This is a genomic window from Nocardiopsis sp. NPDC055824, assembly GCF_053616335.1.
In genome coordinates this window covers 1-13,310 of the sequence record NZ_JBSHDN010000071.1, presented here as the reverse complement: position 1 = coordinate 13,310, position 13,310 = coordinate 1, and the positions used below count along the sequence as shown (strand labels likewise).

At 76.1% G+C, this 13,310-nt stretch carries 8 protein-coding genes; 5 read left to right on the top strand and 3 right to left on the bottom strand.

The features are described 5' to 3' along the window. Positions 1 to 40: 40 nt before the first annotated feature. The 3 genes from ACWGL3_RS16245 to ACWGL3_RS16235 are packed head-to-tail and all read right to left on the bottom strand — an operon-like array spanning position 41 to position 7,298. Positions 41 to 4,288 carry an SbcC/MukB-like Walker B domain-containing protein gene (locus ACWGL3_RS16245; protein WP_452461477.1) on the bottom strand — a complete coding sequence of 1,416 codons (4,248 nt, stop codon included), beginning with the start codon at positions 4,286 to 4,288 and terminating at the stop codon, positions 41 to 43. Continuing rightward, positions 4,285 to 5,769, bottom strand: a complete 1,485-nt coding sequence (locus ACWGL3_RS16240) for a DUF2398 family protein (RefSeq protein ID WP_267949383.1) — start codon at positions 5,767 to 5,769, stop codon at positions 4,285 to 4,287. Before ACWGL3_RS16240 ends, ACWGL3_RS16245 begins: the two co-directional genes overlap by 4 nt. Continuing rightward, positions 5,769 to 7,298 carry a TIGR02677 family protein gene (locus tag ACWGL3_RS16235; protein ID WP_267949382.1) on the bottom strand — a complete coding sequence of 510 codons (1,530 nt, stop codon included), beginning with the start codon at positions 7,296 to 7,298 and terminating at the stop codon, positions 5,769 to 5,771. Before ACWGL3_RS16235 ends, ACWGL3_RS16240 begins: the two co-directional genes overlap by 1 nt. Positions 7,299 to 7,572: 274 nt before the next feature. Between ACWGL3_RS16235 and ACWGL3_RS16230 the strand changes: the two genes are divergently transcribed. The 5 genes from ACWGL3_RS16230 to pdxA all read left to right on the top strand — a co-directional run bounded on the left by ACWGL3_RS16230 (position 7,573) and on the right by pdxA (position 13,202). Beyond that, positions 7,573 to 8,937, top strand: coding sequence for a hypothetical protein (locus ACWGL3_RS16230; protein ID WP_452461476.1), 1,365 nt, complete (start codon positions 7,573 to 7,575; stop codon positions 8,935 to 8,937). A gap of 229 nt (positions 8,938 to 9,166) precedes the next feature. Then, complete coding sequence (locus ACWGL3_RS16225; protein WP_267949380.1) at positions 9,167 to 9,670, top strand: DoxX family protein; 504 nt, start codon at positions 9,167 to 9,169, stop codon at positions 9,668 to 9,670. A 177-nt stretch (positions 9,671 to 9,847) separates the two neighbouring features. Further along, positions 9,848 to 10,978 carry a 2-keto-3-deoxygluconate permease gene (locus tag ACWGL3_RS16220; protein WP_267949379.1) on the top strand — a complete coding sequence of 377 codons (1,131 nt, stop codon included), beginning with the start codon at positions 9,848 to 9,850 and terminating at the stop codon, positions 10,976 to 10,978. Continuing rightward, on the top strand, positions 10,975 to 12,174 hold the full coding sequence (locus ACWGL3_RS16215) for a four-carbon acid sugar kinase family protein (RefSeq protein WP_267949378.1): 1,200 nt from the start codon (positions 10,975 to 10,977) through the stop codon (positions 12,172 to 12,174). The genes ACWGL3_RS16220 and ACWGL3_RS16215 overlap by 4 nt, the downstream gene beginning before the upstream one ends. Next, positions 12,171 to 13,202 carry a 4-hydroxythreonine-4-phosphate dehydrogenase PdxA gene (pdxA, locus tag ACWGL3_RS16210; protein WP_267949377.1) on the top strand — a complete coding sequence of 344 codons (1,032 nt, stop codon included), beginning with the start codon at positions 12,171 to 12,173 and terminating at the stop codon, positions 13,200 to 13,202. Before ACWGL3_RS16215 ends, pdxA begins: the two co-directional genes overlap by 4 nt. Positions 13,203 to 13,310 lie beyond the last annotated feature (108 nt).

Here is a 13,310-nt window from a genome sequence, read left to right as displayed (position 1 = left end):
CACCCCTCGGCGCACGGCGGCGCGGAACCGCTCCACCGCCTCACCCGCCGGTGTCCTCCAGGAGGGTCCCGGCCGCCGACAGCGGGGCGTAGCGGCTGGGGGTGAACCCGAGGAGCTCGGCCGCGAGCTCCTCGTTCCCGGCGAACCCCGCGTCGGCGTCGATCGTCTGGGTACCGTCCCAGAGCATGAACAGCGCCGAGACGGTGTGCGAGCCCTTGTCGTGGTGCATGTCGTAGTGGGAGGCCATGGGCACGCTGTCGTAGTGCACCCACAGGTCGTGCCCGGTCATGAACATGTCCAGGTCGAACGTGACCGTCAGCCCCATGAGCTCCGGCTTGTACCGGTCGTCGATCCCGGCGAACGCCTCGTCCAGCGCCACCATCCGCGGGCAGGTGGGAGACGCCGAGGTGTAGAGGGCGTTGGCGGCGGCGAACAGGGGCAGGTGGATCGCCGCGGACTTCTCGCCGCCGGACATCTGCTCGTGCTTGTTCTTGGTGAGGCGGACCTCGTCCTGGCCGGGGACGGCCATGCGCAGCTCGAACCGGTACCAGGCCCGGTAGTCCAGCACCGCGGCCAGGACCTGCTTGTAGGTGGCGCGGGGGTGCGCGGCGTGGTGGGCCCGGATCATCTGCCGCAGGACCTCCCGCAGACGTGTCAGGCCCGCCTGTCCCAGACCGGCGGCGTCGCGTTTGAGCAGCTGCGCCGCGAGGGCCTGGTCCTCGGTGAGGCGGTCCGACCGGCTCCAGCGGATGCCGATGCGCGTGCCCGAGGACATGGGCCGCGAGCGGGTGTCGCGGTCCATGCCGGCGACCAGGTCGCGGGCGACGCGCACGCGCTCGTGGATCTGCTGCGCGATACCGCTGAGCAGCTCGTCCTCCAGGACGCCGCGCTCCTCCTCCCGCAGGAGCGCGCCCTGGTCCTCGACGCGGTCGGCGATGGTGCGCGCGAAGGCGGAGACCGGGTTGCGGCCCGTCTCGTCGTTGACGAACACGGTGATGATCCCGCTCGTGCCGAAGTCGTGGTCGACGCGGTAGCCCTCCGCGTCGCCGCCCAGGGCGTCCTGGAAGGCGCGCAGGGCGTTGGAGACGCGGGTGGAGGCGGACTTGAGGTCGCCGTCGGTCACGGCGCGGCCCGGGTCGACCGCTTGCGCGAAGGCGTCGCTCAGCGCCGCCGCGGCCGGCGGCAGGACGGCGCGGACGGCGTCCCGGGGGTCCGCGTCCCCCTCCGCGAGCACCTTCTCGGCGGCCTGTTCCGGCTCGGGCCACAGCCCCCGGTCCGGCCAGGCGGGCCCGGGCTCCACACCCAGGGTGGCGCGCAGGTCGGGGTGGGTCAGGGCCGCGAAGGCGTCGGCGTGCTCGAACAGGGCCGTGAAGGCGTCGGTGAGGGCCTTCTGCCCGTGTTCGAGGTCGCGGTCGGCGCGGATCATCGTCTCGTGCGCGGAGGACGCCCGCGCCCGGACCTCGCGCTGCTCCGCCTCGGCCCCGCGCAAGGACCCCCGCACGGCCTCCAGCTCGGCCATGATCTCGCGCACCGGGGCGCTGATGCCCTCCTCGCGGGCGGCGAGCTCCGCGACGGCCCGCTCGTGCTCGCGCAGGCGCTCCTCGTGGCGTTCGCGGTCCTCCTCCAGCCGGCCGCCCAGCCGGGCGACGGTCTCCCGGCGCCCGTCCAGGTCGGCGGTGTGCCGGGCGGCCTCGGCGCGGGCGGTGTGGAGGTCGCGGGCGGCGGCTGCGAAGTCGTCCACGGCCGAGGCCACGGCCTCGACGGCCTCCGGGCGCACGGGCATGGCGCGTTCGGCGGCCACGGCGCGCACCTGGTGGCGGTGGGCGTCCACCTCGGCGACGGCGGAGTCGAGGGCGCGGCGCCGCTCCTCGCTCTCGCCGCGCGCGGAGGCCAGGAGGGTGGAGTGGTGCTCGACGCGGCGCACGGCGCGGTCGACCGGGGCGGTGTCGGGCAGGGCCGACCTCGCCCGGGTGAAGGCCTTGAGGAGTTCGCCCGCGCGGTCGAGGTCGTCGGAGAGCAGGGCGCCCTGCTCCGCGAGTTCGGCCAGGCGCGCGTCGCAGGCGGCGAGGCGCTCGCGGCGGCGGTGGGCCCGGTTGGTGGCGCCGATGAACTCGGGGACGTCCTTGGGGCAGGATCCCACGAGGAGGCCCTGGGCGAACCCGGCCCGGGCGGTGACGGTGTGCGCCGCCGGGGCGGCCCCCGAGGGCCCGGGGGCGTCCGCGCCGCCCGCGGCGCCGTCCAGGCGGACCGAGGCCAGGACGCGGGCGATCACGTCCTGGGGCACCAGGTCCTGCTGCTCGGGGACGAGCACCTCGGCGAGGGTGCGGCCCCCGTCCGCGACCGTCTCGCCGGCGGGCAGGAGGTAGGCGTCGGCCTCCCCCGCCTCCAGGGCCGCGCGGGTGGCGCCGGCGTCCGGGTGGACCCACGCGGTGAGCAGCCCGGCCCCGTCCAGCGCGCCCTCGACCGCCGCCGCGTCGGCGTCCGCGACGGTGTCGGCGAACCGGACGAGCCGCCACAGCGGGGCGCCGGGGCGGCCCTCCCGGGACGCGGTGCGCCGGTGGTCGGCGGGCGGGGCGTCGTCGCGCTCGGCGGCGATGTCCGCGCGTTCTCGGGTGAGGCGCGCGGTCTCCCCGTCCAGCCGCTCCCTTCGGTCCTCCAGGGTGCGCACGCGGCCGGCCGCGTCGAGGCGCTGCTGGTCGGTGTGCTCGCCGTAGACCTCGGCCAGGGCGGGGGTGCCGGGTTCGCCGAACCGTTCCAGCGCCTGCTCCAGGGCCTGGACGCAGGCGGCGCCGGTGACCGGGGAGGGGCCCTGCGCCCAGTGCCCGGCCCAGGCGGCGAGGGCGTCGGCGGCGGCGGCGCGCGCGGCGGCCAGGGCCTCGTCCGCCTCCCCGCACTCCTGCTCGCGCTGCTGTAGCCGCTCGTCTGCGCGGGCGGCGGCCCGGTCGGCCGCGGCGCGGGCGGTCTCCGCCCCGGCGAGCCCGCGGAGGCGTTCGCGCACCGCGTCCACGTCGGCGCGGCGGGCGGTGGCGCGGGCCCGTGCCGCGGAGGGCAGGTCGTCGCCGCTGTCGGCGGGCCCCTCCCCGTCGTGGGCCAGGCCGGCCCGGTCCGCGGCCTCGGCCAGTTCCGCGGCGAGTTCACCGGTGCGGGCGCGTACCCGTTCGAGGTCGTCGGCGACCTGGTCGGCCTCACGGCGCAGGGCGCCCACCTCGCCCGCCTGGACGTCCAGGCGGGCCTGCTGTTCGCGGAGTTCGCGGGCGGTCTCCGCGCTGTGGGCGCGCTCGACCTCCAGGGCGGCGTGGCTGCGGAACGCGTCGTCGGCCTCCAGCCCGCTCCTGCGCGCGGCCAGCTCGCGGACGCGGGCGTCGAGCTCCTCGGACCTCGCGGTGGCGGCGGCGTGCTCGACGGCGGCCCGTTCCCGGGTCCCGCGCGCCTCGGTGACGGCCGCCGCCCGCTCGGCGGCGTGGCCGGTGGCGGTGCGCAGGCGCGCGAGCCGGTGGCGGGCGTGCACGTCCAGGTAGGAGGCGTACTCGCCGGCGAAGGCGGTGGTCGCGGCGTGGGCGGTGGTCGCCTGGTCGAACCGGCGCTGGACGGCGGCCAGGTTGGTGAAGTCGCGGGCGGCCTGGTCCAGGAGGGTCTCGTCGAGGGGGCTCAGTCCGCTGGTGAGGGTCTCGGAGACCTTGTCGGGGTCCAGGTCCTTGGCCAGCAGGGGCCGGCGCAGCGCCAGGAGCAGGTCCAGGAGCTGGGTGTAGCGCTCGCCGAGCCCGAAGAGGCGTGCGTCCACGGCCTTGCGGTAGTCCGCGGCGGTGGCGTGCCAGGCGGCGTCGCCCAGGACGCCCTTGAGCTGGCGTTCGGTGAGCGGGCGCCCGTCGGAGGCGAGCAGGCCGAAGTCGACGCCCAGGCGCCGGTCGGTGACGAAGAACGAGGGGTTGACGCCGTCGCGGTGCTTGTGCGCGCGCAGTCCGACGACCAGCGTGGCGGTCTCGGTGCGGTCGCCGTCGGGGCGGGCGAACTCCATCCACACGTACCCGTACGCGGAGTCCTCACCCCGGTAGAGCAGGTTGGACTTCATGGTGCGGTTCTGGCCGCTGAAGGGGTCGAGGCGGCGTGCGTCGGTGTACCCGTCGAGCACGAACGGGAAGAGCACCTCCAGGGCCTTGGTCTTGCCCGAGCCGTTGTGCCCGCGCAGCACCAGGCGGCCGTCGGCGAACACGAACTCCTCGTCGACGTAGTCCCAGACGTTGATGACGCCGGCGCGGCTGGGCCGGAAGCGGTCGCTCCTGGAGGTCATCGGTTTCCTTCCGCGGGGGCGTGGGCGGCCGTGGGTTCGGGGGCCGGCCCGGGATCGTCGGGGGGTGCGGTCTCGGAGGGGGGCTGGTCGGCGGGGGCGGCCTCCGCGGGCGCCGGGTCCGCCAGCCCCAGGGGGAGCTGGCCGCTGTCGGCGCGCTCGGGCAGCGCGCCCTGGAGGTTGCGGTAGCGGGAGGCGGCGGGGAGCACCAGGGCCCCGCCCGGGACCGGCCGGACCAGGGAGAGCTCGGCGAGCAGCGCCAGGGCGGCGTCCAGGAGGCCGTAGGGGTCCTGCTGCCAGGCGCCGCCGAAGGAGGCCGCGCCGAACTCGGCGAAGAGCTCGTGGATCATCGTCTCCCACCGGGAGCGTTCGACCAGGGGGGCCTCCAGCCGCTCCGGCGGCCCCGCGCCGTCGTCCGCCCCGGGGGGCTCCGGCGTCCAGGCGAGTCCGGCGACGACCCCGTCGCGGGGCAGGCCCGCGTCGACCAGGCGGACCAGGGCGGCCTGGTCGGCGGGGAGCGGGGGCACGGGCAGCACCACCAGCGCCGCCAGGGACGTCTCCAGGAGGTCGGCGACCTTGGCGAGCAGGAGCCCGGCGGTGCGGTTGACCGCGCCGCCGCGCCCGGGGAAGGGGCGGTCGGTGAAGGTGCCCGCCGGGTCGGCGAGCAGGACCCCCTCCGCGCGGCGCTCCACCTTCAGGCCGGTGGCGCGGGCCAGCTCCTCGGCCGCGCCCCGCCCGCGCAGGACGTCGGCGACCTCGGGTTCGACGTCGGCGAAGTAGACGACGGGGCGCTCCACCAGGAGGCGCCGGGCCCGGCGGGCCGCCTGCTCGCGGGGGGAGGCCGCGGTCAGCGGTTCGGCGAGCAGTCCCGCCGCGCTGCCCAGGTGCTGGACCGGGCGGGCCGGCCGGAACAGCACCTCGCAGACCTCGTGGTCGATGTCGAAGAGCGCGTCTCCCTGGTCGCCGGTGGCCGCCCACGCCTCCAGCGAGCCGTCGGACAGGTGCAGGGCGCCCCGGTCGAGGAGCCAGTGGGCGGCGTCCACCAGCGCGGCCTTGTGCGATCCGTCGGTGGGGTCGTAGCCCAGGCCCTGGACCGCGTTGGCGGCGGGGGTGAGGCGGGCGACCAGGTCGGCGAGGCTGATCTCGATCTGGGAGCGCTGGAAGGAGGCCAGCAGCAGGCACAGGTAGGCGAGCCTGCGCCGGTCGAAGGGCCTGCCCCGGCGGGAGAAGGCCTGGGTCTGGGTGGGGTCCAGGGCGTCCAGCTCGCGGACCAGGCGCACGTGGTCGGTCGTGGCGATCAGGGTGTAGCCGAAGAGCCGGTGGAGGTCGGCGGCGAGCTCGTCGGCCCAGCGCAGCACCTGGTCGAGGACGCCGGGGCGGGGCCGCGAGGCGGTGATGAGGTCGCAGGTGAGGACGCGCCGCACGGCCTGCTGGTAGGAGCCGAGGTCGGCGGGGGCGACCGCGGGGGCGGAGGTTCGGGGCATCAGGGGTTCTTCGTTCGTGTCCGGTGGGCGGTCGCCTCCAGGCGCAGGCCCGGGAGGTGGATCCGGCCCTGGCTGGTGCGCACGGTGCTGCCCGCCGGGTCGGGGACCAGGCGGACCATGGTGCCGTCGCCCTCGCCGGAGGCCGAGGAGAGGCGTCCGGCGACGACGGTGCGCGCCTCCAGGGCGCGGGTGACCAGGCGCAGCAGGATACGCGTGTCGGTCTCGTCCAGCACACGGCCGTGGACGCCCTCCTCGACCAGGCGTTCGGCCGACCTGCGCTCGGACCCGCGGTCGGCGGCCTGCTTGCCGCGCAGGCGCGCCTGGGCCCCGGGGTTGCGCCGCACCGGCCTGGGCACGCCGGCCGTGGGCGCGGTGCCGCTGCGGAACAGGGTGACCGAGACCTCGACCCCGGGGGCGTCCCACCAGGTCAGGCCGGGGGAGATCTGTTCCTCGTCGTCGTGGGCGACGCCGAGGTGGCGGGCGGAGCGGACGTTGAACGCCGCTCCCATGAGGGCGTGGGCGGCGCCGTCGTCGGGGGTGTTGAACACCCAGGTGGCGAGGTGGCGCAGCTGGCTGGAGCGGTTGACGCCGCCGCGCTGGGCCTCGGTGATCTGCCGGAGCAGGGCGATCACGCCGGAGACGGCCGTCCTGGTGGCCGCGTGCAGTTCGGCGGCGCGCGCGGGGACGGCGTCGTCGGAGGAGAACCAGGCGCGCAGGGCCTGCCAGCGGCGCTCCCAGTCGGCGCGGCGCTCGGCGCGCTCCATGAAGGGGCGCTCGTCGGCGTCGGCGGCGCGGGAGAGGAGGGTGGCCAGACCGGTCTCCTCGACCTCGCGGACGGCGCGGTCCAGGCGGGGCAGGTGGCGGTCGAGCTCGGCCGTGAAGTCGGACATGTGCACCAGCAGGGCGTTCTTGTGGCGCAGGAAGACGTCCGGGGAGGCGTCGGTGGAGCGCAGGATCTCACCCAGGGTGACGTGGAACTGCGCCGATCGGCGCCCCATGTCCTCCATGGCCGAGTCCAGGCGGGCGAGCCTGCGGTGGACGTGCTCGGCCCGGCCGGTGCGGTTGGCCTCCGCGAGGGCGCGCAGGTCGTCCAGGACCTCGGAGAAGACCAGGCGGGACAGGTTGACGTCCTCGATGCGCGCGCCGAGCAGGTTCTCCACCGCCTGGTAGGCCCAGTAGCCCAGCTCGCTGAACTGGTAGACCGACTGGCGGTTGCGGTAGCGCACCAGGTTCCCGGCCCGGGAGGCGTCGTCGAAGCGGTGCACGACGCGGTCGGCGTGGAGCTCGTCCAGCCGGTCGCGCAGGCCGCGGTCGGGCGTGGGCACCTGGTCGTGCGCGGCGGCGAGCTCGCGCAGGGCCGCGGCGACGTCGTCGGGGGACACCTGCACCTGGTGGACCTCGCGCAGCCGGTCCATGGCGCGCAGGATCCACAGGTAGGTGACGTGGTCGTCGCGCCGGGTGAAGTTGAACAGCCGGAACCGGTCGCTGACCGCGAGGGAGTCCATGTCCAGGGCTCTGCGTTCGACCACGGGCCGCCCTTTCGGTGATGTGGGAGTGGTGCCGCCGGGGCGGAGGGGGTTCCGCCACACCATGACGCTACGTGACTGCGGGGGCAGGTGCGGACGTCCGGGCCGCTGTCCGCGGTCGACGGGGCCCGGTTCCCCGCGTCCGCCTCCGTGGGGCGTGAGGGGCCGGTGTGCCGGGCGCCACGGGGCGAACTTGGCGAATCCGCCACAACGCGTCCCACCGGCACGGTAGAAGAAGAGGAATCACGGTCCACACAAGAGAATCCATGAGCTCACCATGCCCTCCGACGAACCGGCGTCCCCGGACAGCCTGCGGCTCCCGGCCCGCCCCGTCTCGCTCCCTCCCCCGGAGGACCTCGCCCTCGCCGCACTCGCGTCCCCGCCCCTGCGCGACGCCCTCGGCCTGGCCCGCTGGTGCGGGCCGGCGACCCCCGTCTGCCCCAGGGGCCTGCCCGGGACCGCCGACGTGCGCGACGCCGTCCGGGAGTGCGGGCTGTGGCCCCGCGGCCTGGAGGACCACCCCCGCCGGCGCCGCAGATGGCTGGAGGGACTCGGCCCGGCGCCCGACGTGGAGGAGTTCGTCCGGCCGTGGCGGACCGCCGTCCGGCTCGGCCTGGTCGAGCTGGGGGCCGGGAACGCCCACCCCGCGCGGCGCCTGGAGCAGCACGCACGCTCCCCGGACCGGATCCTCGGCTGGTGGTCGCAGGTGTTCGAGGACGGTGTCGGGCAGGACCAGGACCCCCTCTCCCCCGCCGGCGCCGACGCCCTCCTCCCCCGGGCCCTGAGACTCCTCTACGAGGCCCCGGACGGCGCCCGCACCCCCCTGGAGACCCTGACCGGCGCGGGCCGGCCGGACCCCGGCGCGGTGCGGGAGGGCTCCGATCCCGCTGCCGACCGGCTCCTGCGCTCGCTGTGGCGGCTCACCGGCACCGGGGCGGTGGTCGTGGGGCGCCACGGCCACGGGAGCGGGGACGGCTCCCGCCCCTTCTGGGCGCGGCTGACGGGTCTGGGCCGGTTCGGGGTCAGACGGATCCTGCTCGCGGTGGGCGTTCCCGCCCCGCTGGCGGAGGACCTGGCGGGGGCGGGGGAACTCCTCGACGCCCTCGGCGCCCTGTCCCCGGAGGGCCGGCTGTGCTCGTTCGACGCGTGGCTGGAGCAGCGCACCCCCGCGCTCGCCCTGCGGGAGATCGCCGAGGCGGTGCGGGGACCGGGCCGCGCACAGCGCCGGTGGACGGGGGCGAAGGTCCTGGACACGACCAGTTCCGAGCTGGTGCCGGACCTGTGGTCCCTCCTCGGCTCCGGTGAGCCCACCGCCGTCGGCCTGGCCGCCTCCGTCCTCCTCTCCTCCGGCATGCTCGCCCGGCACGAGGTCGACCGGATCATGGACAGGCACGGAGCCCTGGTCGTCATCGACATGCTCGCGGCGGCGCTGGACCCCGACGAGGCCAACCTGCGCGCCTTCCTGACCGCCGAGTGCACGGAGGGCATCGAGGAGCTGATCCTCGACGACGTCGACCGCCTCCGGGCGGACCGCCACCCCGACACCGTCCCCGTCCTGGAGGCGATCGGCCGCCAGCACCCGGACCCGGGCGTCGCGGCCACCGCCCGCAGGGCCGTGGAGAGGCTGGCCTCCCCCTCCTGAGCCCGCGCCGGCCCCGGCCGCCGCTCCCGCCCGCCCTCCGCACCGTGGCCCGCGCCGCCCTCCGTCCGGACGGGCCCGGGCCCGCCTCTCCCACGGCCCGGCCCCCACCGCAGGTTCCGCCGCACGCCAAATATCGTTTTGCCTCCATCTTTCCATTGACAAGTTGGGGCGCCGCGAGGCAATCTTTCCAGTAGAAAGATTTCGGGACACCACCCACCGGAGGCCCGCCATGGAACCGCTCATCACCCTGATCGGCACCAACACCGCACTGCTCGCGCTGGGCGTGCTCGGCGTGCGGCCCCTGCGCTCCTGGTCGCGCGCCCTGCGCGGCGGACTCGCGGCCATGTTCACCCTGACCGGCGTGGCGCACTTCGTCGGGCTGCGCGAGGAGCTGGTCGCCATGGTCCCGCCCCTGCTGCCCGCGCCCGAGCTGCTGGTCACCGTCACCGGGGTGCTGGAGCTCGCCGGGGCCGCGGGCCTGCTGTGGGCGCGCACCTCGCCCTGGGCGGCGGCCGGACTCGGCGCGCTCATGGTCGCGATGTTCCCCGCGAACGTCTACTCGATCATGACCGGCGCGAGCGCGGGGTTCAGCGAGAGCCTGCCGGTCCGGACCGCCATGCAGGTGGTGTTCATCGCGGCGACCGTCGCCGTGGTCGTCCACCACCTGCGCGCCCGCCGGGCGGCGGCCGCCGCCGGAGACCGCGCCGAGACCCGGGAGGCCGTGCTGTCCTGACGGGCACGAACACCGACACGCGCCCTGTCACGCAGGGGATACGGCCGGGGCCACTGTGAAATCTTGTGGCCCCGGCTGACATCATCCCAAATTGTACGTACACTCTGTACGGACAAGATGAGTCCCGGTCCGGATCCTCCGAGGTCCCCGCCGGGACACCCCTGCGAACGGACACTCATGCGCGACGCCCACGGGAGCCTGGTGCCCCTCTACCACTGGATGAACAAGATCCCCGGCGGAGCCATGCTGGTCCCGCTGGTCCTGGGGTCGCTCATCGGAACCTTCGCCCCCGGGGCGCTGGACATCGGCAGCTTCACCACCGCGCTGTTCAAGGACAGCGCCCTGCCGCTGATCGCCCTCCTCATCTTCGCCACCGGCACACAGGTGACGCTCCGGACCGGCGGCCCCGTCCTGGCCGCCACCGGCGTGGTCCTGCTCGGCAAGAGCCTCATCCCCGGCCTGCTGATCGTCGGACTCGCCGTCTTCACCGGCCCGGACGGCATCCTCGGGGTGTCGATCCTGGCGCTGCTCGCCGCCACCACCAACGCCAACGGCGGACTGTGGCTCGCGATCACCGGCCAGTACGGACGCTCCCGCGACCGGGGCGCCTACATCGCGGGAGCCATCAACGACGGCCCGTTCATCGCCCTCCTGTTCATCGGCGCCTCGGGCCTGGGCCAGATCCCGGTGATGGCCCTCGTCGCCGCGATCATCCCGTTCCTGCTCGGCGTGGTCGTCGGCAACGTGGACGCGCAGTGGCGCGAGGTCCTCAAGCCCGTGCCCTCCATCGTGATCCCGTTCTTCGCCTTCGCGCTCGGCGCGGGCATCGACCTCGCCGACGTCGCCCGGGGCGGGCTGACCGGCATCCTGCTGGGCGTGGCCATCACCCTGTTCACCGGCGGCCTGGTCTACCTCGGCTACAAGCTGATCCTGCGCCGCGGCAAGGAGTCGGGCATCGGCTTCGCCGCCGGCACCGTCTCCGGCAACGCCGTCGCGACCCCCGCCATCGTGGCCGCCGCCGACCCGTCCTTCGCCGCCTACATGGGCACGGCGACCTCCCAGATCGCGGCCAGCGTGCTGGTCACCGCGATCCTGGCGCCGCTCGTGACCACCTGGGTCCTGCGCCGCGCCGGGGCCTCCCCCGCCGAGGCGGAGAAGGCCGAGGAGGCGGCCGAGGCCGAGAGGGCCCCGGCCGGCGGGGAGACCGCCGCCGGGGCGGAGACGGCGGCCACCGGCGCCGGCCGGGCGTCCGCCGCGGCACCCGCCGCCGGTACCGACACCACCGAGCAGAAGGAGTCCGACTCGTGAGCACCCCCGTCACACCGCGCGTCGCCGTCGTCGCGGACGACCTGACGGGCGCGGGCGACACCGCCGTGCAGTTCCTGCGGGCCGGGTGGAGCACGGAGCTCCAGCTCGACGCCGCGACCCCGAACGCCGAGGTCGTCGCCGTCAGCACCGACTCCCGCGCGTTGCCCGCCGACCTCGCCGCCGCTGCCGCGGCGGAGGCGGTCCGCCGCCTGCGCGACGCCGGGGCGGCCCGCCTGTACAAGAAGGTCGACTCCACGCTGCGCGGCCCCATCCGCGCGGAGATCGACGCCGTCCTCGACGCGTGGTCGCCGGACGCGGTCGCCGTGGTCTGCCCGGCCTTCCCGGCCAACGGCCGCACCGTCCGCGACGGGGTCCTCCTCGTCGACGGGGTCGAGGTGCACCGCACCGCGGTCGGCACAGACCCGGTGACCCCGGTGTCGGAGAGCCGCGTCGCGGTCCTGCTCGGCGCCGGCCACGTCCGGCTCACCGGCGTCGACGCCGCCGCCGACGCGGCACTGCTGCGCGCCGCCGGACCGATCGTGGTCGCCGACGCCGAGACCGACGAGGACCTGGCGCGCCTGGCCGCCGCCGTCACCGCGCTCGGCCCCGACGCCGTGCCGGTCGGCTCGGCCGGGCTCGCCGCCCGGCTGGCCGACTCCTGGGCCGCGGAGGCCGAACCGGCCCCCGCCCTCGTCGTGGTCACCTCGCTCCACCAGACGGCCCGGGGCCAGGTCGAGGAGCTGGCCGCCGACGACCGGACCCGGATCGAGCAGCCCGCGCCGCGCGACCTCGCCGACGACGCGGCCTGGCGCGCCTGGTCCGCCGGGGTCCTGGACCGGTTCGACCCGGCCGCGGCCCACACCGCGCTGGTCGCGCCCGAGGACCGCGACGGGGCGCTCGACCCCGCGTCGGTCGCCCGCCGCTTCGGCGCGCTCGCCGCCGACCTGGCCGCGCGCCACGAGCTGTCCGGCTTCGTGGTCACCGGCGGCGACGGGGCCCGCGCCCTCACCGCCGCCCTGGACGCGCGCGCCATCGCCCTGACCGGCGAGGTCGCCCCGGGCATCCCGCTCGGCACGCTGTCCGGCGGACCCCGGCACGGCCGCGCCATCGTCACCAAGGCCGGGGGATTCGGATCCCCCACCGCACTACTGGAGGCCGCCGACGCGGTCCGCCACACGAAAGGCAGGAACGCATGAGCCGCCCCACCCTGGCAGTCACCCTCGGCGACGTCGCGGGCATCGGCCCCGAGATCACCGCCAAGTCCCTGCTGAACCACCCCGAGGTCCGGGAGTACTCCCGCCCCGTGGTGATCGGTGACGCCGACGCCCTGCGCAACGCGGTCGCCGCCGTCGGCGGCGACCCGGCCGCGGTCAACCCCGTCGAGTCCCCGGCCGACGCGGCCGACGACCCCGCCGTGATCGACGTCGTGCAGACCGGCCCCTCCCTCGGCCACGTGCCGCCGGGCGAGCTGAGCGCGGAGGCCGGCGACGGCGCGGCGCGGTTCGTGATCGCCGCGGTCGACCTGGCCAAGCGCGGCCTGGTGGACGGCATCGTCACCCCGCCGCTGAACAAGGCCGCCATGCACCTGGGCGGCCACGCCTGGCCGGGCCACACCGAACTGCTCGCCCACGAGTTCGGGGTGCGGGACTACAGCCTGGTGCTCTCCGCCGGGGAGCTGTCCTTCTTCCACCTGACGACGCACGTGTCCCTGCGCAACGCGATCGAGGGCATCACCCAGGAGCGCACCCTGGAGGTGCTGCGCCTGATGAGCGCGTTCGCCCGCGCCCAGGGAAGCCCGGACGAGCCGATCGGGGTGGCCGGGCTCAACCCGCACGCCGGGGAGAACCGCCTGTTCGGCGACGAGGACGCCGACGTCCTCGCGCCCGCGATCGCCCTGGCCCGCGAGGAGGGCATCAACGCCCACGGCCCGCTCCCCGCGGACGCCCTGATCCCGGCCGCGGTGAACGGCAAGTGGAAGCTGGTCGCGGTCTGCTACCACGACCAGGGGCACGCGCCCTTCAAGGCCGTCTACGGCGACGACGGCGTCAACATCACCGCCGGCCTCCCCGTGGTGCGGGTCTCGGTCGACCACGGCACCGCGTTCGACATCGCGGGCCGCGGGATCGCCCGCGAGGCCAGCCTCGTCCTGGCACTGCGCCGGGCCGCGGAGCTCGCCCCCGGCTGGGGGCACGTCTGGCAGGCGTCCCGCTCCGACGCGCGGTAGCGGCGCGAAGGACCGCTCGGCAGTGTCCGCTCCGCGCGGCGCCGCCGGGCGGTCGGGGCGGCCCCGCCCGCCCTCGGCCGCCCCTCCCTCCGGAGCACCCGTGAACGG